26 protein-coding genes are annotated in these 19755 nt (G+C 59.1%); 24 read left to right on the top strand and 2 right to left on the bottom strand.

Features of this window, described 5'->3' with window-relative positions; genetic code table 11:
* The first annotated feature begins 290 nt into the window (after positions 1 to 290).
* From G9463_RS23800 to G9463_RS04785, 11 genes are all read left to right on the top strand, one after another.
* Positions 291 to 1553, top strand: a complete 1263-nt coding sequence (locus G9463_RS23800) for a hypothetical protein (protein WP_193569534.1) — start codon at positions 291 to 293, stop codon at positions 1551 to 1553.
* 212 nt (positions 1554 to 1765) lie between these two features.
* Positions 1766 to 2299, top strand: a complete 534-nt coding sequence (locus tag G9463_RS04830; RefSeq protein ID WP_165896121.1) for a sugar-specific transcriptional regulator TrmB — start codon at positions 1766 to 1768, stop codon at positions 2297 to 2299.
* Positions 2300 to 2307: 8 nt separating this feature from the next.
* Complete coding sequence (locus tag G9463_RS04825) at positions 2308 to 2742, top strand: hypothetical protein (RefSeq protein ID WP_165896120.1); 435 nt, start codon at positions 2308 to 2310, stop codon at positions 2740 to 2742.
* A 126-nt stretch (positions 2743 to 2868) separates the two neighbouring features.
* On the top strand, positions 2869 to 3357 hold the full coding sequence (locus tag G9463_RS04820; protein WP_218124110.1) for a hypothetical protein: 489 nt from the start codon (positions 2869 to 2871) through the stop codon (positions 3355 to 3357).
* A 195-nt stretch (positions 3358 to 3552) separates the two neighbouring features.
* A complete protein-coding gene (locus G9463_RS04815) occupies positions 3553 to 3843 on the top strand; it encodes a hypothetical protein (protein ID WP_165896119.1) in 291 nt (96 codons plus the stop codon).
* Entirely contained in the window at positions 3843 to 4169 is a 327-nt protein-coding gene (locus G9463_RS04810; RefSeq protein WP_165896118.1) for a hypothetical protein, read from the top strand. The genes G9463_RS04815 and G9463_RS04810 overlap by 1 nt, the downstream gene beginning before the upstream one ends.
* A gap of 71 nt (positions 4170 to 4240) precedes the next feature.
* Entirely contained in the window at positions 4241 to 4543 is a 303-nt protein-coding gene (locus G9463_RS04805) for a hypothetical protein (protein WP_092893815.1), read from the top strand.
* Entirely contained in the window at positions 4544 to 5056 is a 513-nt protein-coding gene (locus tag G9463_RS04800; RefSeq protein ID WP_165896117.1) for a hypothetical protein, read from the top strand. It begins immediately after the preceding gene.
* A 31-nt stretch (positions 5057 to 5087) separates the two neighbouring features.
* The gene (locus G9463_RS04795; RefSeq protein WP_165896116.1) at positions 5088 to 5417 is read left to right on the top strand and encodes a hypothetical protein; all 330 of its coding nucleotides are present in this window, start codon (positions 5088 to 5090) and stop codon (positions 5415 to 5417) included.
* A gap of 491 nt (positions 5418 to 5908) precedes the next feature.
* Positions 5909 to 6094: a hypothetical protein gene (locus tag G9463_RS23795; RefSeq protein ID WP_193569533.1), complete on the top strand. Its 186-nt coding sequence runs from the start codon at positions 5909 to 5911 to the stop codon at positions 6092 to 6094.
* A complete protein-coding gene (locus G9463_RS04785) occupies positions 6084 to 6950 on the top strand; it encodes a DNA-binding protein (RefSeq protein WP_165896115.1) in 867 nt (288 codons plus the stop codon). The genes G9463_RS23795 and G9463_RS04785 overlap by 11 nt, the downstream gene beginning before the upstream one ends.
* A 539-nt stretch (positions 6951 to 7489) precedes the next feature.
* Here the strand turns inward: G9463_RS04785 and G9463_RS04780 are convergent.
* Both G9463_RS04780 and G9463_RS04775 read right to left on the bottom strand, forming a co-directional pair.
* A complete protein-coding gene (locus tag G9463_RS04780) occupies positions 7490 to 7852 on the bottom strand; it encodes a hypothetical protein (RefSeq protein WP_165896114.1) in 363 nt (120 codons plus the stop codon).
* 95 nt (positions 7853 to 7947) lie between these two features.
* Positions 7948 to 8577, bottom strand: a complete 630-nt coding sequence (locus G9463_RS04775; protein ID WP_205254223.1) for a hypothetical protein — start codon at positions 8575 to 8577, stop codon at positions 7948 to 7950.
* Between the two features lie 365 nt (positions 8578 to 8942).
* Between G9463_RS04775 and G9463_RS04770 the strand changes: the two genes are divergently transcribed.
* The 13 genes from G9463_RS04770 to G9463_RS04710 all read left to right on the top strand — a co-directional run bounded on the left by G9463_RS04770 (position 8943) and on the right by G9463_RS04710 (position 19755).
* Positions 8943 to 9851: a DUF6293 family protein gene (locus G9463_RS04770; RefSeq protein ID WP_165896112.1), complete on the top strand. Its 909-nt coding sequence runs from the start codon at positions 8943 to 8945 to the stop codon at positions 9849 to 9851.
* A 281-nt stretch (positions 9852 to 10132) separates the two neighbouring features.
* Positions 10133 to 10537 (top strand): hypothetical protein, encoded by a 405-nt coding sequence (locus tag G9463_RS04765; protein WP_165896111.1) that lies wholly within the window; start codon positions 10133 to 10135, stop codon positions 10535 to 10537.
* Between the two features lie 234 nt (positions 10538 to 10771).
* Positions 10772 to 11698, top strand: coding sequence for a transcription initiation factor IIB family protein (locus tag G9463_RS04760; RefSeq protein WP_165896110.1), 927 nt, complete (start codon positions 10772 to 10774; stop codon positions 11696 to 11698).
* Between the two features lie 99 nt (positions 11699 to 11797).
* Positions 11798 to 12685, top strand: coding sequence for a hypothetical protein (locus tag G9463_RS04755; RefSeq protein WP_165896109.1), 888 nt, complete (start codon positions 11798 to 11800; stop codon positions 12683 to 12685).
* Between the two features lie 142 nt (positions 12686 to 12827).
* The gene (locus tag G9463_RS04750; RefSeq protein WP_165896108.1) at positions 12828 to 13016 is read left to right on the top strand and encodes a hypothetical protein; all 189 of its coding nucleotides are present in this window, start codon (positions 12828 to 12830) and stop codon (positions 13014 to 13016) included.
* A 106-nt stretch (positions 13017 to 13122) separates the two neighbouring features.
* On the top strand, positions 13123 to 13503 hold the full coding sequence (locus G9463_RS04745; protein ID WP_165896107.1) for a hypothetical protein: 381 nt from the start codon (positions 13123 to 13125) through the stop codon (positions 13501 to 13503).
* A gap of 68 nt (positions 13504 to 13571) precedes the next feature.
* Positions 13572 to 14234, top strand: coding sequence for a DUF6735 family protein (locus G9463_RS04740; protein ID WP_165896106.1), 663 nt, complete (start codon positions 13572 to 13574; stop codon positions 14232 to 14234).
* Between the two features lie 75 nt (positions 14235 to 14309).
* Complete coding sequence (locus G9463_RS04735) at positions 14310 to 14732, top strand: hypothetical protein (protein WP_165896105.1); 423 nt, start codon at positions 14310 to 14312, stop codon at positions 14730 to 14732.
* Positions 14733 to 14792: 60 nt separating this feature from the next.
* Complete coding sequence (locus G9463_RS04730; RefSeq protein ID WP_165896104.1) at positions 14793 to 15599, top strand: hypothetical protein; 807 nt, start codon at positions 14793 to 14795, stop codon at positions 15597 to 15599.
* Positions 15596 to 16102, top strand: a complete 507-nt coding sequence (locus tag G9463_RS04725; RefSeq protein WP_042661777.1) for a hypothetical protein — start codon at positions 15596 to 15598, stop codon at positions 16100 to 16102. The genes G9463_RS04730 and G9463_RS04725 overlap by 4 nt, the downstream gene beginning before the upstream one ends.
* Positions 16102 to 17037, top strand: coding sequence for a hypothetical protein (locus tag G9463_RS04720; RefSeq protein WP_165896103.1), 936 nt, complete (start codon positions 16102 to 16104; stop codon positions 17035 to 17037). The genes G9463_RS04725 and G9463_RS04720 overlap by 1 nt, the downstream gene beginning before the upstream one ends.
* A complete protein-coding gene (locus tag G9463_RS04715; protein WP_165896102.1) occupies positions 17030 to 19066 on the top strand; it encodes an AAA family ATPase in 2037 nt (678 codons plus the stop codon). Before G9463_RS04720 ends, G9463_RS04715 begins: the two co-directional genes overlap by 8 nt.
* 197 nt (positions 19067 to 19263) lie before the next feature.
* Positions 19264 to 19755: a hypothetical protein gene (locus G9463_RS04710; protein WP_165896139.1), complete on the top strand. Its 492-nt coding sequence runs from the start codon at positions 19264 to 19266 to the stop codon at positions 19753 to 19755.

The following is a 19755-nucleotide window of genomic DNA, read 5'->3' as shown; positions in this document are numbered from 1 at the left end:
AGCTGAATCATGATCTCATTCGATCAAATTCGCAGGTCGGAAATCACCCGACGGCGGTATGTTCCACCCAAATTCCCAATGGGTGGAACACCAACGAACCGAGCGAAATGGGTGGAACACGCTCACGTCCAGCGGTTTGCAACCAGCCATAGTGAGTGTTCCACCCAACAACCAACTAGGATAGAACGGGGGGTCCCCGTTGGGACCAAGGGATTGGATCGCGACGTACAGCAGAGTGAGTTCTGTGCTGGCTCAGAGCTAGTGAGAGCCATGCGAGGTGCTGTGTGAGAATGAGTGAGCCTATGATCGACGGGCCGGAGGCAATTCCGGAGAAGTTACGCGAACGCGACCAATGGGTGTGCTGGCGGGAAGAGGAGCGGGACGGCAAACCGACGAAGATTCCGGTGACGCCAGAGGCTGGGGGGTTCGCGTCAGCAACAGAGTCGGAAACCTGGGCGAGTTTCGAGGCAGCACTTGACTACAGCGAGACAGAGCACGCCGATGGCGTCGGATTCGTGTTTACTGACGACGATCCCATCGTCGGCGTCGATCTGGACGACTGCCGCGATCCTGAAGCCGGCGACGTCGACGACGCGGCGCTGGACATCATTGAGCGACTCGACTCCTATACGGAGGTGTCACCGTCCGGTACCGGCTATCACGTCCTGATCACTGGCGCACTCCCCGAGGGGCGGAACCGGCGCGGGAGCGTCGAACTGTACGACACGGCACGCTTTTTCACCGTTACTGGCGACCACGTTGAGCGGACACCGACGCGCGTTGCACGTCGACAGGACGCGCTCACAGCGATTCACCGCGAGTACGTCCAAGACACCGAGCGTGACACAGCACCCGAGTCCGAACAGCGTGGTGACGCTGACGACCGGTCACCGACGACCGATGCAGCTGACGTTGACGTTGACCTCGAAGACGAGGATCTCCTCGAGAAAGCGCGAAACGCATCGAACGGCGAGAAGTTCGAGCGGCTCTGGAACGGGAATACGGTCGGCTACGACAGTCAGTCCGAGGCCGACATGGCGCTGTGCTGTTTGCTGGCGTTCTGGACCGGTGGTGACCGGATCCAAATGGAGCAGCTGTTCCGCCAGTCGGGATTGATGCGGGAGAAGTGGGACGAGGTCCACTACGCTGACGGGTCGACGTACGGCGAGAAGACCATCGAGCGAGCGATTGCAACCACGTCGGAGTTCTACGACCCGGACGCCAGCGACGACGCCGCAGATTCCCACGACGCACCAGACAGGGTCACTGCTGGTAGTACGCCAGACGACGCAGACCGGAGTCGTGCGTACCTGGCGGAGAAAAACCGCTTGTTGAGCGAGCGCGTCGACGACCTCGAGGCAACACTCGAACAGAAGACTGAGCGGATCGAGACCCTCGAAACAGAGATTGAGCGGCTCACCGACGAACTCGCAGCCCGTGATCAGGAGACTGCACAATCCCACGAGGAAGACTCCGGGACTGCGATCGAGACCGGTGATGACTCAGAGCCAGCCTCTCTGTTGAGTCGATTCTTCGGTGACCAGTCCGAGTAGTGGCGCCGCTTCACCGCCATCCCCAAAGCCCTCCCTCGGGCGTTCAGGTTCTGCGAGCCGAGACAGATTAACCAACAGACTCGCTGTATCCCGCTATTTGTTGGTTAACTACGTTCAATCCCGCCGCAAAACGGTGGCTACCGCAGGATCCGGTGATTCAGGAAACTATTCCCCGAAGTAAGAACTATATCCTTGTCTCTACAAGTGCAAGTATGTCCGAGACAGACGCCGCCGATGGGCCGCCCCCCTTCGAGGAGCCGTTCAGCAGCGACGATGTCGAACAACGCATCTACGGCACCATCCTGCAGACCCGCGAGCCGACGACGGCGAGCGCGATCGCCGAGAGCGCCGACTGTGACCCCAAGACCGCCCGGAAGTATCTGGGGTGGTTCGACGACCTCGGCATCGTCACCCGACACGATGGCCATCCAGCCACGTACGAACGCAATGACGCGTATTTTGAGTGGCGACGCATCAACCAGCTCGCAGCCGACAACTCCGTCGAAGACCTGCAGGAACGCGTTCGCGAACTCACGACGCGCATCACCGAGTATGAAGAGGCGTACGACGCCGCGTCACCGGCTGCTGTCGATGCCGTCGCCGCCGCGGAGGCCAGCGACGAGCGGACCATCGACGACGTGTACGGCGACCTCGGTGACTGGGCGACCGTCCGCGAGGAGCGAGACCGCTACGAGCGCGCCCGCCAGCAACGCACGGGTGGCGAGCGCGAACAGGCATCCGGGTAGCCCGCTCGATGGTGCCACCGACAGGCGATGGCGGGAGCCCTGCCCCCATCGATCGTCCCATCCTCGAGTTCCTTCAGACACGGCTCCAAGCCACGAGACAAGTCTCCCACGCGGCCATCACGGATGCAAGCGGCCACCTCGAGCTTCAGGTCGTCTTTGCATCGTCATACTACCCAGCGCCCGTTGACGACGCAACCCTGACTGTCCGCTGGTACACGAACGACGACTTCACAATCCACTATCGAGAGATACATTCGGAGCACACCTGGGACTGCCGATGGGATCGGCATCCGAATCCCCACAATACGCGCGACCACTTCCATCCCCCGCCCACCGCCCCGACGCCCGGTGACGATGACTCCTGGCCGCCCGACCATCGTGATGTCCTGCGACTCGTCCTCGACGAGGTCGAAGACCGGATTGCAGCACTGTGGGACGACTAGACGACTCCCCCGCAGTGGCGTTTATCGCGCCGACCAAGGGTGACGGCGCTCAGCCCGATGGGAACCACACGAGAGCCGCCGTGGTGTCCAGCCTGGTGTCAACTGAGCGCGGTCACAGGTGAATCCATGTCTACGTTTAGTAACTCCGAGACAGCGAGTGCATCGCCGTCAGAAAACCACACGAGCCCACCCCGAGAGACCGAGGACACAGAGCCACAGACATCCTGGCCAGACGATACGAGCAGCGAGGATGGAACACCAACGCTCAGGATGGACCAATGTCCGGAGTGTGGGAACCGTCGCTTCGTCTCAAAACTCCTCGTGTACGAGGTCACCGGCTACGACGAGGGCGGCGAGCAAGAATTCCGCCGCCAGCATGTCCGTGCAGAGTTCGAATACACCTGCAGTGAGTGCCAGACGACACTCCGGACGCTTCCCGCAGAGCGCCGCGATTACTACGACGAAGTCGCGGTCCTCGAAACAGAACGGCGGGCAGCCCTCCGTGATCAACTCCGCCAGCTGGGGAGGCGGGTTTGGCAGCGCCTTGCAGCGCGGACGACGTGGCTGGCACTCGGACTCGTGACACTCGTGACCGGGCTCGTGATCGCACTCTAACAGACTGACAGGGACCGACAGCAAGGGGTGGCTCACAGTAGGTGTTGGAGTAGCGTCATGCTCCCTTCCAACCAGGAACGAGGCTAGCTGAAGGCAGATCGCTGACGTAGGACATCGTGCCCGCACCGCAGGTGTGTCTATCGGCGCCAAGAGGCGTGAGGCGCGCTCGAAGCGCGTGCAGAAGCGTGAGTTCCTATGTCTGGTCAAGATACCATCGACGACACGACAGGCGACTACGACCGGCTCGAAACCGAACTCGTTGCACAGGACCGGGATGCGTCCCGGGTCGCGACGGCGGACATCGACGAGGCGACTGCCCGCCGTCTCGTTGGTGACCTCGTCGAGGACGATGTGGTGACGCCGATCCCTGACCAACGCATTCTCGTCCACGAGCCCAGTAGCAAGCCCTTCGAATCGATCACCCAGCTCGCCGTGTTCCATCGTGGCTGGCGGGCTGCCACCGACGCCGACGCGGAGGACAGCTGATGCAACAGACGCTTTCTGGGTGTGCGTTCTGCGATTCACCGCCCGGTGCAGAGATGGGCGAGGCGCATACGTGGGGGAAAGACGAACGGGTGACGCACCCAATCTGTGTCGACTGCGCCACCCAGACGCAGTCGGATCCCGACGAGCGCGACCACCACGCCTGCGACGGGTGCGGACTGGTCGTCGACGCCCTCGCGGCACTTACCCGGTTCCGCGTCGAACTCGGCCATCTCGAGGGGCCGGTCCAACTGTGTGCTCGCTGTAGCCCTGGTGGACTCGCGACGTACTGGACGCGTGACCTCACGGAGCACCTCGTGGCCGAGTGACGCTTGGCCGAGTGAGGCTCACATCGTACACACGGAAACGGCTAAGTGCGTTGGCTCACAATGTACACATCATGAGCACCGATAAGAAGCGCGTGCAGTTTCGGGCCCCCGATCGGCTCATCGACCGGGCCGACGCACTGGCCGCAGTCCTCGGGGAAGACCGAACAGACGTCCTCGTGACCGCGCTTCGGGAGTACCTCCAAGACGCCGCTCACGACGACGCACTCACCCAGGAGATCGCTGCCGCCTATTACGACGATGAGATCACCTTCGAGCAACTCAAAGCGCTCGTCGGCGCCGAGGAGGCGGCAAATCTCCGAGTGTTGAAACAGCAGTTGGACGAGGACTTCATCGACGAGGTCGCCGACGCTTAGATGGCGCGGCTTATCGCAGACGCCTCCGCCCTCGTGAGTCTCGGGATCGTTACTGACGACGATCCCGATCCACTCGCACTCTGTCTCTTCCGGTACGAGGTCGTCGTCCCAACGGCGGTCATCGATGAACTCCGAGAGATCGCCTCCTACGATGACGTCCATGGACACGCCGCGTCCGCCGTCCTCGACCGGGTGGATGCATTCACGACACAGTCGGTCGAACTCGATGCCGAGTTTCCGCTCGATGACGGTGAGAACGCAGCGGTCACGCTCGCGAACGATCTCGACGCTGCGCTCTTCCTCTGTGACGAGTTCAACCAACTTGGCTTGATCCACGCCTCCCTCGCTGATACCCGGCTCGTCACGACACCGACACTGCTCTCGGTTCTCGTTCGAACTGAACACCTATCAGCTGCCGATGCGCGGCTGCTCCTCGATGCGATCAGTGACGCCCGTAGCTGGGGCGCGAACAGTTACGTGCAGCGAGCTCGCTCGTTGCTCGAGGGGACCTAACACCGTGGAGGATCCTTCGAAGTGATTTGGAATGTCCGATAACGACGCTCTCTACGACGTTCGTGAACGAACGAAGAATCCCGAGCACGCATCAGTTGACGACGTGGTCGAACTCATCCTCGAGCGCGCACAGCATCCCCGGACGGAGCACCGGGACGCACATCTCGACGAGATGATGGCGACTGTCGTCGATAGGTACGGGACCGGCCCCGTCCGAACTGTTATCCATCGTGTTCTCGTCGACCACCACCCCTTTCGGACTGCCACGCATAACCTCGAGATGCGTAACGTCGACGGTGTTCGTATCGGGACAGCAGCCGGCCAGTTCCTGACAGAATTGAACGCGCAGCACGACGATTGAAATACAGTTTCTGAAAGCCCTCGGCCGCTCGGCATCCCGCGACCACCGCTGCGCGCCTCGTGCCTGTGGTGCTTGCGGGGTCGGGGGACGACCGAGGCGGCCTCGCCCTTTCTGAGTCCGCCAGGACGGTAGCTGGATCGCCGAGTGTCGCGGCCGGCTAGACAGGTGTGTCCGTTATGGCCCGCCCCGCTCGCCGCGTTCCGCCCTCCGCGTCGCTCGCGACCGACCATTCCGGGCATGCGGGCGCTCTCCGCACCGCCCGCGCCCGTTCCGGGCTAAAATGCATGTGCCCTCGGCGCCAGCGGGTATCCCCGTCGGTTGCGCCCCTTGCGGGCTTTCGCGTTCCAGCGCTTGGTGCCGCCTGCGCTGTCGCGCGCCACACCGCGGCGCGCGTTCTCGGCGACAGTCGCCCTGGACACGGACCCGCACATCGGGCCGGACACGAGCGGGCATATCCCGCTGGCCGCTCGCTCCGGGCGGGTCGGCGCGCGGTGCTGGATAATCGTCCGCCTCGGGCGCGCTCTCGCTCGCGCCCACAGGGCGCTCGCGAAGGCGCGAGCGAGAGCGCGCAGACGAGTCTGTCGGTCGTTGTCGTCGAGGAAATCCGCGATGTTGAGGCATCGCGGTGTCGGGCGCGTGAGCGCCTTCAGGAACCGGTGAGTTCCAATGTCAAGTAAGAACGTCTCAAGTGAAGTAGTTTCGGTCGATGAACAGGCTTTCGAGAAACACGATGACGTCGAGGTCGACGAGGATGGGTTCGAGGTCGTCGACGAGACGCCGGAGTTCCGGGCGACGGTCGACATGGAAGTGCAAGCGAAAGTCGATTCCAACCATCCAGACGCGCGGGTCGAGGAAGGCCCGGATCACCTGTTCGGGAAGACTCTCGAACAGGAGGAGCGCATCGAGGCCCGGGAAGCCGAGCTGGAGCACATCAGTGCCCAGGCGGAACTCAGTCAGCAGGAGGGACGCGCGAAGCGGACGCGAGAGGTCGTCGTCGAGCAGTGTGGCCGGGATGAGCCCGAATCGGTGGAGCGCACGGACCCCCGAGAGAAGCTGACGCAAGACGAACTCGCGGCGGTGAACAAGCAGGCGATGCGGATCAGCGATGAAGTGCAGGGCGGCTGGTCGAGAGCGGTCGTCGCGAAGCAACTGGCCGAAAAGGTGCAGCGCGGCCAGGACGTGACCAAGGCGGTGCTGGAGACGTTGGAGAAACTGAAGGCAGTTCCCGGTGCAATCGTGCCCATCGCGGATGTGCCGGACATCCCGGTCGGTGAGGTGACGGTCCAGGGTGAAATCACCGAGCTCTGGACTCCCTCAAGTTCAAATATACAACAAGTCGGGCTGATCGAGGACGAGAGCGGGCGCACGAAATTCACGGTCTGGGAGAAAAGCGGGAAAACGATAGTTCGAGAAGGGCAGACGGTCAGGTTCAGAGCGGTCAAAAAGAACTGGTACCAAGGTCGGTGCAGTCTCGCCATCACGGGCTGGAGCAGGATCGAGTTCCCGGAGCGCGGTCGGTGGTGGGAAGAATAGCCAGTTAGCGCAGCCTTCTTTTTTTGCTGTGTGCCGAACCGGCCCAGACCCCGCCACCCCACCCTCCGCTCCCGGCCTCCCGCTGGTCGGCCGGCAGCCACGACCGGACTCCTACCCTTGAGAGGAGCGCGGTGAGACGGCTGTCCGGGGTTGAGGTGTTTGTGTGTACCCAGAGGGGAAGCGGAGGCAGACAACGTGCCCTGAGCAACGATGTCCAAGGAACATATTCTCACAGCCCGCGAATGGCTTCGCATTCACCTCCGCGAAGCTCGCCGGACGACCGGACTCACCGATCGTCAAAGCACAGTTAGCCGCCGCACTGGACGCCTAGGAAGACCTACCGCCAACGAATCTGCAGGAAGGGGCCTCGGTCATAGACGATGCGGGACATCTAACACCACCAGACGCTGAATGGGTTCGGCGGGTCGGGACACAGGGGGTGTACCACGTCCCCGAACGCGCCCATAACGGTCCCGAACGTTCCGGTGAGGACCAAGAGAGCAAGCAAGATCAAGAACGGCCACAGTTCGTCGGCCATCTCAGTCTCGGAGGTGAGAGTCCTCGACCCGGACTAACTGGAGGGACGGAAACGGGGCGAATGGAATTTCCTCCTCAACGAGCTCTTCGAGCGGGATCGCGGCCTCTCGCTCGTCCCATCTCGGCATGTACTCTTCGAGCACGTCAAGTGGGGTAACTACAATGACCTCGTCGTCATCCGGGTACTTCGGAGTCTTGTCGGCCAGCGTGTCTCCGTCCTCGAACTCCCACTCGTCGAGTTCGAGTCCAGGAATGTTCACGACGACCAAGGCGATCGGTTCGTCGGCCTCGGTATCGTGGACGATATCGCCGTAGATGAAATCCGGGTCTTCCTCCTCGTCGTCCAGTTCGAGTTCCAGGGCCATATCGAGTGACCGTTGGAGTGGTTCCTCTCGTCCCGGAGGCTGCCATTGTTCTTCGTCGGTACGTCTGTCAGGTGGTCCGCCGCCTTTGCGTGGCATTAGTTGTTCACCATGAATCCGTCAAGTGCAGTTTGCGAGCTGTGCAGGGCCTCAATCCTCCAGTTGATGGTCTCGGTCAACCGCTCGGCGTCGTGTTCCCCGTTCGGTTGCCTGCTCTCGTCCAAGATCGACGTCTTCCCGGAGAAGGCAACAACCTCGTCTGGGGCGTGGAGGAGATGTTCGTGGGAGACCCGACCGTTGAGGTAAATCCGATCTGGGCCGAGTGCTTCGACCAGGGCCTCCAGGTCATCCCAGAGGTTGAACTTCGAATTGTACTCGGTCCCGTCGAAGGCACACGACTTCGTGCCGAAGACCTCGAACAGCTCCCGGCAGTGCTCGTAGTGCCACGGTTCCCACCCCACGATGATGGGATAGAGTTCGACGTCGAGTTCGGCATCCTCAACCATACGGTAGAGCGCCTTCTGCCCCTCGACCGATCGCTCAATCTCGCTCAGGAGCTCGCGACGGTCCATATCGTCGCTGTCCATGACCCAGCGGTCGCCTGGGAAGTAGACATCGACGATCCCGTCCAGTTCCTGTAGCCGCTCGAACTCGTCCTCAGGAGTCCGACCGACCAGGAACTCGTTCTGCTCCATCGAGTTGATGATGAGCATCTGGTCGGGATGCATGAACGCCTCTCGTGGTTGGTTTACGAACCAAGTCGACCGGCGGAACGGTGCTTGGAGGGCCGGGAACTCCTCGACGTTGTAGCCGAAAAGGCGTCTATCGGTGGAAGCCCCAGGTTTGGTCTTCGGTACGAACTCGTGCGGGAATCGGTCGCCGGGCATGTCGGATCTCTCAGGCGCGGTTGTGTCTCGGTGGCGCCTGTCGTGACACTACTCACCGCACAGGGATAAGTCTTGTTCGCTTTTATTCGCACGGTATCTATTTCTTAGGCTTTCCAAAACACATACTTCCCGAGATAACCATAATTCGTCCCACATACGAAGCGTATAACGAAGGTCTTTAGCCTAAACCGCAGACAGAGGGAACTATGACCGAACGAGTCCATATTATCCCAGTTGGATTCGACTTCGAGCGTCTCATCTACCCAATTTCGCAGGGACAGATGGAGGCCGACCGAGTCGTGCTCATCACGCACGAAGGCGATCCAGACGATGAGGCAACGAGTAAGGCCGCGCAACTTGCATCGAATATGACTCGCCGATTGGAAGATTCGTTCAAACTGATTGACGTCGAGGTCCAGCGCGAATCCATCGAAATCGAGGGCATGTTTGACTATGAGACCCTCTATCCGATGGCCTACGACTACATCCTCGACGAACTGAAGGCTGATAACGAGGTTTTCGTCAACATCTCTTCGATGCCTCGCACGGTCGCCTTCGCGTTCGCTACTGCGGCCGACTCGATAATCGCCGAGTTCCAGGAAGATATGGATGAGATTCGAGACCGGCTCCACACCTACTACGTCTCGCCGGAGGAATATCTCGTGCACCGGATGATGGAGGTTCTGGAGAACGCCGCGGACACGCTCGATGATCTGAAGGAATACGAGGACCTGACCGTGCACAGCCAGTACGAGGAGATCGTGCAGCTTCTCGACCGAATCAACGAGAGCGGTGTGACGGAGGGTGCCCGAGACCTCGACGGGCAGATGTACGTCGAGTTCCCGTCGTCGCCTGGCAGTGACGTTGAGGATTTCGAGAAAACCATTCTGAACTTCCTCTTTGGGAAGGATCCAATTGCGTCGACATCTGCGCTCGCCGAACAGCTGGCCGAAGAAGAGGGGGAGGAGTACGACGAGTCGTTCCGCAGCCGCGTCCAATACAACGTCTCGAAACTCGACGAAAAGGGGTATGTAGACCGCGAGAAGGTCGGAAATAGTCTCGAAACGCAGCTCTCGACGATGGGGCGGATGTGGGTGGAAACTCACCGGGGATGAACTGGATCCTCGCATAATGGACACTCCGCGTAGACCGCTCGGTGGTCGTCCTTCTCGTACTCGATGAGGAGCATACCTGCGGGTATCTCGGTGTCGCAAGCTGGACAGGTTCCGAGGATCGATTGTTCCGACGACATGGGGGGGTGGAGCGCTGGAGCGTGTGACACTGTATTCCAGGCTCCAAGTGTAGTAATGGAGTATACGTTCAAAAATTCGATCCAAGCGAAGTGAAAGTGGAACCCGGAACAAGACCTTTGCTGGAACAGTCTGATTATTCGGTAGTGTTCGACGACCTCCATCAGACCATCAACAAGATCCGAGGTGACTTCTCCGGGAACAAGGACACCTCTATCGCCGTGGGTCGAGAGGCCGTTCTGGAGAACCTCGAATGGATATACGGTGGCGTGTGCCTGCTACTCCTCTTTGGCGTCCTGAAATTCAAAGACGCCGCTCTGCTCGCCGTCTACGGTGGGATACCGTTCGTTCTCGATTCAGGCCTCTTCCTGCAATCCGTCCCGTTGCTCAGTCGCGTGCTGCCGCGTGTGACGATGTTGATAGAGCTCGGGATGGAGTTCGGGGCCGTAACCGTCGGGATCTCCCTTGGCGCCGTCTACGGCGTCTACAGACTCATTGGCGCGGTGAAGATGGGCGTGCCATACTACGCAGCACTGAAGCGGGACGATTAGTCCTGCCCTATCATGTCCTATGAGAAAGGACTCGATCTGACGTACAGGAGGTCTAGTGACATTTCGTCGTAGCCCCAGTCGAGGACCTTGTTCCACTTCTTGCCGTTCTTACGGCAGGCATCGAAGTTCCCCCGACTCCCTGTGTAGGCACTTCAGTCCAGCATAGAGTCTATTGTCCCCTCAATGGGTGAGGGGCTCGCCGTACTGGCAAGTTCCCTGAACACGGTGAGAACCATGGCAATCAGAGACATCTACGAAACTGACTTCGATGAGGACGTCCAGACGGAGTCGAGCGCTAACCTGTGTCCCGAGTGCGACGGGCGGGTCACTACCAACGCAGTCGAAACCATCTGCGAGGAGTGTGGGCTCGTCATCGACGAGCAGCGGATCGACCACGGGCCAGAGTGGCGAGGGTTCGACGAAGACGAACGGGAGCGCACGGGCGCTCCGTTGACGGCGGCACGACACGATCGAGGGTTGTCGACGGAGATCGGCCGCGGGACCGATGCGAACGGGAACGAACTCTCAGGACAGAAGCGACGGCGGCTCGCTCGGATGCGGCGTGAACAGACCCGTGGGCGGTTTCAGTCGAAAGCTGAACGCAACCTCGCACACGGGCTTAGTGAAGTCCGCCGGATCAGTAGTGCGCTCGAACTATCCGAGACGATCCGTGACCAGGCCTGCCAGCTATTCCGCAGCGCTCAGAACGAGGACCTCCTGCAGGGCCGGTCGATCGAGGCGATGGCCGCCGCGAGTGTCTACGGCGCGTGTCGGTGTAACGGGCGGCCGCGAACGCTCGACGACATCACCGAGTCGGCGCGCGTCGAGCAATCGCGGGTGACGAACGCATACACGACGCTGAATACGGAACTTGGCCTGCCGGCCCAGCCGGTGACGCCCAGTGCGTTCGTTCCGCGGTTGGCGTCTGAGCTCGACGTCTCCGATCAAATCCGGCAGCGGGCTCGGCAGCTGGCAGAAGCATCCGAATCGACCGGGGCAACCACGGGGGTTCGGCCGTCCGGGTTCGCCGCAGCCTGTCTGTACAAAGCCGGACGCGAAGACGGACGATGGCTCACCCAGTCGGACATCGCTGAAGTAGCGAACGTCTCAGTGGTCACCGTGCGGACCCACCGTGACACACTGGACGAACTGGCTGTCTAACGCCCACACTGCTGATTTTCGGTTGTATTTTGTTGTCTGATTGATGTGAGAGCCATTGTTTAAATCCGAAGACGAAGCATGATACGGCCAGATCACTCTATGACCGACCAGTACGCCGACTACGAAGCCCTCCGACCGCTCGGCGAAGCGACCCACGTTCCCGACGATCAACTCGCCAGTAGTAGTGGCGAGCCCCGGCGGCAGCGCTCTGGTGGCGTCGACGCGGGCTATCCAGACGACCCGACAGCAGATGAGACCGAGTGCGCTTCCTGTGGAGCGTCGATCCCCGCTGGCCAGTCGAAGTGCCGGTTCTGTCTCACGAACCATCTCGAAGGAGCCGACGACCAGGACACATCGAACGCCGAACGGACTCTCCTCCACGTCATCCAGCTGCTCGTTGAGGCGTCGACGTTCTACGGCGCCGTCGGGAAGGGATCTGCTGCGGCCACCCTCCTCGCGAAGGGAGATGATGACCCAGTAGTCGATGACTGCAAGCTAATCTACGATCTCGACGAGGAACCGGCCCCACAGCTTGTCGATCAGTGGCCCTCGCTCCCCTCGGCGACACGGGTCACGTCTGAATGTGGTAATCAGCTGCTCGCGGCTGCTCATGAGCGGACGGCGTGGAGAGAGACGACGCAGTCCCGTCACGACGGCGAGCACGCGACGTTTCTCTACGACGAAACCGGGAGCGAGGTTCGCACCGAAGCTCGTCTTGCAAGCCTACGTGAGGACGCAGACGACGACCTCTGGCTGGTGCCGGCGATTGCGCTCCAGGACTCCGTTGGCAAGACCGATACCGAACAGCCACGACACGAGCGCCCAAACAGAACTTACCTCGAGTGTCGGGAGTGTGTTCGGGAAACTAAGCATCGATTCCACGAATTCGAGGCTATCCCCGACGACGAGTGGACCGGGCAGCCCATGTGGGAGTGTCAGTGGTGCGGATCACTCCGCTATGGACCCGAACCCGAAGCCGGTCAGTAGAGACAGGGTCAGTTTAACCAACGAATCCTGATATCGATTCGTTCTGTTGGTTAACTGGAGGCCAGTTCGAGATCACTTCCGGACTGCCCTGCTGACGGCCCGCCGGTGTTTTTTCGCGCCGTAAATTGGCAGAGGCGCACACATGGACCCACGAGACACCCCCGGCTATCGACTCCACCGCGCGCTCAGCAGCCTCACCAGTATCGACATCGACCAATTGGAGCCCGCTGATCAGGAGCGAATTAGCACCGCGACGACGCTCCTCGAGCAGGTGGATGTTCTCACCCAACCGAATACGATGAGGGACGGTGACGTACACGGAGAATCCTGACAGCTCGACGCGTCGGCAGCGAAGCGTCCTGTGGCCGTCACAGCGTGAGCGGTTGTTCGCCCCCTGAAGGGGTGCGGGGGCGCGAGACCGCTCCCGAGAACAACCCATGGCAACACTCCAAGCCGCAACGACATCGACCGGCGCGCTCGTAACAGACCCACAGGCCGTCCGCCAGCTCTGTGAGAACCACTGCTTCGGGACGCTCAACTGGGAAGTGGACGACGACGGCGAACTCGTCATCTGGGGCTACGACAGCTTCGACGTGTACGAGGCCCGTGAGAACGGTCTTCCTGACTACGACGGTGGCATCGTCACCCACGAGTTCCTCCGGTCGCTCGCAGAATATCTCGAACCGGACGAAGAATTCGACATCCAGACAGCCGGATTTACCAAATGCCGATTTCCCGTGCTGGCGAAACGGTACGTCGTCCGCGACGATGAGGTGCTGTACGCGGACCTCAGTTCCCCCGACCCGATCGACGAGTAGCGTTGTTCGTCCCCCGGGAGGGGTGCGGGGCGATCCAGTCGTGGGTCGTCCTGCGAGGTGATTGTTCAATGGGCCACCGCGCACTCGTTGCGTACGAACGAACTGACGGACAGTACACGCTCCACTACTCTCATTGGGGTGCAGCGAATCTCAAGCTCAAACACCGAATCTCGGCTGAAACCCCGTTCGGTGGCGAGGACACCGACTCCAAGTGGGCGAAACAGCTGCTGGCGGAACTGGCCGATGGCCTCGAGGCAGATGCCGTCGACGGGTCCCTCGCCGGCAAAGACCGCCCGTCGACGGTCGTCGAACCGAAGCCCCGCGCCACCGGGCTCACGCTCGAGGAGATTATCGCTGACCATCTCGACTACCTCCATCACGAGGCGTTCTACGTGGTGTCACCCACCTTCGAGGTGACCGCCTATCGGACGCTGTGGTTCGGCCTGCAGTACGACTCGGAGACAATCGACCACGGCGAGACGGTCGGTAACGGCGCGCTCGCGACCGTTCGGTGGCACGACGGCGAGCCGGTCGGCGACGGCCATCTGAAGGGGCAGTTCCGGGCACTGAAAGACGTCGTTGGCGATATGGTCAACAAGGGTGTGTTCACCCAGTCGACGGCTCGCCAGTATCTCACACAGAAGCTCGGCGAGTGGGTCGGGAAACGCCAGGAACTGCGTATCCCGGGCGGTGAAGCACCGTCTCCGGACGCGACACTCAGCCGTTCGTAGGCCGATTTGCGTCGAAGCAGATGGTGGTTTTTCTGGGGCTGAAAGGACTGAGCCCCACCGTAGGCTCGTGATTGGATGCCCGAGAAACCAGACGACGACCCATTCCACGATTGCGAGTTAGATCCCGACGCAGTCCTCGGGACACGCACCTTCCACGATGTCCTGTTCACCGACGATACCGAGACGCCGGTAAACGTGCTGACCGGCGAGACGCCCGCACATTCGCAGGCGACCGTCGAGGAAGCGAAGGCGTTCGCTGCGAGTATCGACACGGACACACCACAAATCGCGCTCCCGGCCTCTGTCGAGACGCAGGTCGAGACCCAGAGCAAGCCCTACACCTCAGCTGCGTTCTTCCACTTCAAGGCGACGGGGTCACTCGAACGACACCGTGCCTACCACGCCGCGTACGACTCGGATGCGTTCACCGTCGACTTCGAGGCCGACTACGAATCGGGCGACCTGACCATCACTGTCGAACGAGTGGAGGAGGACTGAGAAAGGAAACTCTGGAGCAGGTCCACTTTTTTATATGTCAGGTGCATCCATGGAATCCATATGGAGGCTCAGCGGACAATCCAACGCCTCATCGATCACATAACATTCGGTCACGGGATCCATCTGTTCCTTCAAGTTCTTCTCCTTGAATTCGCCTCCGTCTTTCTTACCTTCCAGTTCTCCAGCTCCCTCCTCCTCCAAATATCAAACCCCAATTTCTTCATTGGCGTCTACGCCGCTACTTCTGTCATCTTCCTTGGCATCCTCATCCTGTTCACAGCCAAAATGAGGAAACGCACCTTTTCCCCACCACTCCAACAAGTGCGTCGCCTCGCCATTTCCATCCTTGGCTACATCGCCGCATCAGGCATTGTCATCACATTTGGCTACCTCCTCCTCATTCTCGCCACAGCTGGTAGAACTGGTATCGGCCGTCTGGATTACGTCTTCTCCGTAATGCTCACTACCCTATTCGCCGCCTTACTCGCCGTCGGGTACCACGCACGGGTCGTTGACAAACAACCCGACCGCGAGACTATCACTGGGACAGTCACAGCGTGGCAAGACTCCCTCGCATGGGTCAACGAGGACGATCGTAGCCACGCCAAGCAAGACGCATATGATGAATTCACTGATCGGATGAACGATTTATCAGAACTGTTATCGAACGCAAAGACAGTTCACGGGAGACAGCTACGACGTGATTTCGAGGCATGGAGAGACGATTTTGAGACGCACAGTGAATTGTCGAAGGAAACCATTATCAAAGGACAAGGAGAGAACAAGAATGAACGTTTGGAGCAGGAGCATCAAAAACTGGAATCGATCCAACGAAGGCTCCGGATTATCGCTGGAGAACAGAAATGATTACCCGGTATAACTCGCCACAAGATGCCGTCCCGCACGAAGAAAATCTACTGATTCTCACCAAGAGCGGCGGCTGCTACGGCCAAGACTTCACCGACATCGTGCAGGAGATCCGGGACGGAATCCACGGCGACAAGCTCCTGATCCAGGAATACTTCCACTCACTAGACAACCTCGTAGACCGAGACAAATTGATTCAGAACAGCGTCTGGATCATCCATTGGCAGGAATGCCTTGAAAACGAACCGTATCCTCATCTCAAGCACTATCTTGAGACGCGGAGTTACCCAAATGAAGGCGAGATTATTCTCTGCGTCAACGGCTCTGACAAGGCGGAAACAGTTGGATCTCGCTATCCGCGAGTTTCCGTCGCTCCGTCAAAGGAATACCTCGTGGCGTACGCACTGGGCCACCTGAACACGGCGAATCCGGCCTGTTCAGGTGGGACGAAAAAGGTGATCGAGTGGAACAACGAGGTTTGTGATGAATTGGGGGTGCCCTGATGCCGAACGAATGGAAAGTCCTCGAACGCGCAGTTGACCGGTTCGAATTGGATCCCGAGCAACGGCAGGAATACGTCCGGACCATCACCGAAGTTTACGGCGAGGCCATGGCGACTAGGAGCGAGTTTGAGGAATTCGGAGAGGAGTACTACTCGTTCCTGAATCGAGAGGTGTTCTCAGACGACCGCGTCATCTCAACCCTCAGCAGTTTCGGGCTCTCGGAGGAGCAACTGGCTGCATTCCGCGACGGGACGATCGCCAGCGACGAATTGGTGAAAACGTGGAACGAGCTCCGGTTCCGGATTGACGAGCTCATTGACTTCGCAATGCTACTGAAGCTGGTGAAGGATTACGGCGACCGGTCCGACACTGGAATGATTGAATCGCGGTACCGCCTACAGAAGCTGGTCTACCTCGTGAACCGTAGGATCGCGCAACAAGATGACTACGATGCCATCGGAGAATTAGAAGGCGATCTCGGAATGCTTGACCGTACTGGATACCGTTACCGCTTCACGAAACGTAGCTCCGGCCCCTTCTCGTCCGACGTCTACGAAGATAAGAACCGCTTGTTCGCCTGGCAACTAATTGATGAACCTGTTATCGGTCAGAAGGGGACGGGGGAGGTCGGAGAACACGAACGCCGCTATGGTGTCGAATTAGCGCCTGCGGGCGAAATCATGGTGAACGAGTTCTACGACCGAATCGAACACGCCGATAGTATGATGCTCTCATCTTGGAACTATGCCCAGCAAACGGTAATTGACGAGATCGCCCACATGACGCATGATGACTTTGTTCAATATATTAGTGAGGGGGACCGTCTCCAGAAGGCCTCGACTGGAGCAGAACTCCTCGTCGGCCCGCGGAGAAAATTCAAAGCGAACGAAATCGAGTTCTTAGACGAGTTAACGGGGGAGTTCGCACATGCCTGAGCGTGAGGAGATCATTGTGAGTATCATTGAGGCGTTGGAGGCAGAGGACATGGAGCCGGATCAGATTGACGAATGCCGCCAGCTGCTCGAAGCGAACTACCACGAACCGGAGTTTCCCGTTGATAGGGTAACGATACGGCGGATTCGGGCGCAACAGTTCCGAAATCTGGATGACCGAGTGGTCCGGCTAGATGACACTGATACAGCTCTCTACGGCCCAAATGATCAGGGAAAGACTGCGATCCTTGAGGCAATTCGGTTTAACCTGTTCGGCCGTCAGGAAAAACAACGAATTACACTGACCGATCCGATCCAGTCCGAGCAGGATTCACTAGAAACAACTGGGAATTGGTCGGTCGATACGAACCACTATTTGGTTCAACGGCTTTTAAATCGGGACGGCCGCGGGTATTCAGGTGACGATCGGCCAAAGCTGAATACAGATCCATCGTCGGAGGATGACATCCCCTTCCAAGCCCGGAACACACAGCAGGATGTTTCCGAGGCATTCGGTATCTGGCCGGTTGAATCCCGTGAGTTTGGTCGGTACAACATTTTCTCATTGTTCTGCTTGATGGCGCCAGAGTACAAGAAGTTCCTCCGCTGGCAGGACAAAGAGGATTTCATTGACCTTCTGTTCGGCATTAACCTAGCCGCTGCGATCAACCAGAGCAAGAAACGGCGATCTGAGAAGTATGAGCTGACCGAAGAAGAAGAAACAGCCGCAGAAGAGCTTAAAACCGCCCAGAGCCGAGAGAAGAAATTGGCGGAACGGCTGGCCGAATTGCAGGAGAACAAGAAGGAGATTGAAACAAAATTAGCGGATCGTCGAGCGGAACTTCGCTCTATCAATGAAACGCTAGAACAGGATAATGAGCTGGAACAGCTGGAGTCAGAGAAGTTGCGGCTGCAACGGCAAATAAACAACTTGGAGTCCGAAAAACGGGAGACACGCGGTGATTTGCGGGAAATTCGGCTGAGTATCGAGCGATATGAGGAGATGGAGATGGGGGAAGAGGTTCATTCAACAGCTCAGGACCTGCAGGAGATGATGAGCATCCCGGAACGGTGCCCAATCTGTACAAACGATGTCGATGATTCGCAACGCCGCCGGCTGTTGAATGATGGAGATTGTCCGCTGTGTCGTAAGGAGGTCCCAGACAAGAGGATTGAAACGGCCACCGAGCGGGACGTACGTGAATCGGCCATGGAACGCGAAGAGGTGGAAGAGCAACTGACCGAGCTGCGATCCCGGGAACGAAAACTCGAGGGGGAACTAGATCTTCTTGAGTCACGGATTCAAGATCATCAGGAACAGCTGGAAACGATAGAATCACAGATCGCGGAGAGCGATGTCACCCAGTTAATTGACCGGCGGGATGAATTGGAAACAGAAATATCTTCGCTGGAGCGGGATGCGACATCGGTCCAAGTGGAGATCAATGCCAAGGAGGACGAACTTGACGACACTACTGAACGTATTGAAGATTTAGAAGGGGCGTACGAACGCCGCCGTGAGAAGGTAGAGAAACGACAAGCGTTGCAAACTTTCGAGCGGATCGTTCGTCGGCATATTGAGGAAGAGCGAACTGATCTCAAGAGCAACTTACGGGAGGAGATGAATGACCTTCTCTCCTACTTCGAACACGGTCGGTTTGCCGATGCCCAGAATGTTGTGTTCAATCCACAGGGGGGCTACGATTTCACCGTCGTGATCGAGGACGGGAATGATGTCCCGTCCGATCGGCATAACGAGTACTCGAACGAGGGGAAGATTCTGGCCTTACTGTTCCATACGGCCGTCTTGAAGCAGCTGGCAGAGCAATCGAACACGCTGCCGATCCGGATGTTCATATTTGACTCTCCATATTTCGATATCCCGGACACAGGGAATGCACCCGATATTACAAACTTTGTATTGGCGTTGCCAGAAGAATTGCCGGAGTATCAGGTGATTGTGACGGTGACAGATTCAGCGTTATCGGATCGTTCAGCGCTGAATGAGAAATATCAGATTGAGGATTTCTGACTTAGACCACTGTTCATAGAGATTCAACAGCCAAAACAAAGGTAGCAACCTGGGAGCATTCCATCCGTTGAGCGTGCGGAAAATTCTGAAACGCACGTAGTTCGAGATGGGTTTTTCGAGCGCCGGCGATGGGTGCCGGCGCAGCAGGAGCGAGCGAGCAATCACTCCCGGTGCGTCGGCGCTTCAAGGTGTTCGAGATGCACATGGTAATTTACGCTCTGGTAGAAGAATCGACCCACGACGACGCACTGGCCACCGGAAAGACGGTGTTCGACCGCCTGGTCGGCGCGGACCCACACGCCGGCGCCGTCTTCGACTACTACGTCTGTTTTGATGAGGAGGACACGTCCGTTGCGGGGAAGGCGCGATGGGGTGAGCACCCGACGGCGGCTCCTGTCGACTCCGATGACGGCCAAGATCTCCTCGAGCGTGGCTGGGAGGCGACGAAAGAGGAGTTCGAGCGGAATCTCGACCGGGTGAAAGAGGCCATCGAGGAACTCTCCGACGAGGAGATCATGCACGACGAAGATCTCGCTCGGCACGCCTTCCACCAGGTCGGCGCCTATGACGGGCCGACGGTGTTCCTGTACAACGAGTACGCGAACGGTATCCGTCACCGTGAGCAGCTGGATCGAGTGCTGGAGGAGAGCGAGGAGCTCTGGATCGTGCCCGCCGACGTCCACTTCTAA

Origin of the sequence: Haloarcula sp. JP-Z28, assembly GCF_011440255.1 — an archaeon.
Classification (GTDB): Archaea; Halobacteriota; Halobacteria; order Halobacteriales; family Haloarculaceae; genus Haloarcula; species Haloarcula marismortui.
This window is presented reverse-complemented; position numbering and strand designations above follow the sequence as displayed.

Excerpts from the sequence above, each read along its gene's own strand:
- G9463_RS23800 (WP_193569534.1), top strand. The coding sequence starts at position 291 with ATGAGTGAGCCTATGATCGACGGGCCGGAGGCAATTCCGGAGAAGTTA.
- G9463_RS04830 (WP_165896121.1), top strand. The coding sequence starts at position 1,766 with ATGTCCGAGACAGACGCCGCCGATGGGCCGCCCCCCTTCGAGGAGCCG.
- G9463_RS04825 (WP_165896120.1), top strand. The coding sequence starts at position 2,308 with ATGGTGCCACCGACAGGCGATGGCGGGAGCCCTGCCCCCATCGATCGT.
- G9463_RS04820 (WP_218124110.1), top strand. The coding sequence starts at position 2,869 with ATGTCTACGTTTAGTAACTCCGAGACAGCGAGTGCATCGCCGTCAGAA.
- G9463_RS04815 (WP_165896119.1), top strand. The coding sequence starts at position 3,553 with ATGTCTGGTCAAGATACCATCGACGACACGACAGGCGACTACGACCGG.
- G9463_RS04810 (WP_165896118.1), top strand. The coding sequence starts at position 3,843 with ATGCAACAGACGCTTTCTGGGTGTGCGTTCTGCGATTCACCGCCCGGT.
- G9463_RS04805 (WP_092893815.1), top strand. The coding sequence starts at position 4,241 with ATGAGCACCGATAAGAAGCGCGTGCAGTTTCGGGCCCCCGATCGGCTC.
- G9463_RS04800 (WP_165896117.1), top strand. The coding sequence starts at position 4,544 with ATGGCGCGGCTTATCGCAGACGCCTCCGCCCTCGTGAGTCTCGGGATC.
- G9463_RS04795 (WP_165896116.1), top strand. The coding sequence starts at position 5,088 with ATGTCCGATAACGACGCTCTCTACGACGTTCGTGAACGAACGAAGAAT.
- G9463_RS04785 (WP_165896115.1), top strand. The coding sequence starts at position 6,084 with ATGTCAAGTAAGAACGTCTCAAGTGAAGTAGTTTCGGTCGATGAACAG.
- G9463_RS04780 (WP_165896114.1), bottom strand. The coding sequence starts at position 7,852 with ATGGCCCTGGAACTCGAACTGGACGACGAGGAGGAAGACCCGGATTTC.
- G9463_RS04775 (WP_205254223.1), bottom strand. The coding sequence starts at position 8,577 with ATGCATCCCGACCAGATGCTCATCATCAACTCGATGGAGCAGAACGAG.
- G9463_RS04770 (WP_165896112.1), top strand. The coding sequence starts at position 8,943 with ATGACCGAACGAGTCCATATTATCCCAGTTGGATTCGACTTCGAGCGT.
- G9463_RS04760 (WP_165896110.1), top strand. The coding sequence starts at position 10,772 with ATGGCAATCAGAGACATCTACGAAACTGACTTCGATGAGGACGTCCAG.
- G9463_RS04755 (WP_165896109.1), top strand. The coding sequence starts at position 11,798 with ATGACCGACCAGTACGCCGACTACGAAGCCCTCCGACCGCTCGGCGAA.
- G9463_RS04750 (WP_165896108.1), top strand. The coding sequence starts at position 12,828 with ATGGACCCACGAGACACCCCCGGCTATCGACTCCACCGCGCGCTCAGC.
- G9463_RS04745 (WP_165896107.1), top strand. The coding sequence starts at position 13,123 with ATGGCAACACTCCAAGCCGCAACGACATCGACCGGCGCGCTCGTAACA.
- G9463_RS04740 (WP_165896106.1), top strand. The coding sequence starts at position 13,572 with ATGGGCCACCGCGCACTCGTTGCGTACGAACGAACTGACGGACAGTAC.
- G9463_RS04735 (WP_165896105.1), top strand. The coding sequence starts at position 14,310 with ATGCCCGAGAAACCAGACGACGACCCATTCCACGATTGCGAGTTAGAT.
- G9463_RS04730 (WP_165896104.1), top strand. The coding sequence starts at position 14,793 with ATGGAGGCTCAGCGGACAATCCAACGCCTCATCGATCACATAACATTC.
- G9463_RS04725 (WP_042661777.1), top strand. The coding sequence starts at position 15,596 with ATGATTACCCGGTATAACTCGCCACAAGATGCCGTCCCGCACGAAGAA.
- G9463_RS04720 (WP_165896103.1), top strand. The coding sequence starts at position 16,102 with ATGCCGAACGAATGGAAAGTCCTCGAACGCGCAGTTGACCGGTTCGAA.
- G9463_RS04715 (WP_165896102.1), top strand. The coding sequence starts at position 17,030 with ATGCCTGAGCGTGAGGAGATCATTGTGAGTATCATTGAGGCGTTGGAG.
- G9463_RS04710 (WP_165896139.1), top strand. The coding sequence starts at position 19,264 with ATGCACATGGTAATTTACGCTCTGGTAGAAGAATCGACCCACGACGAC.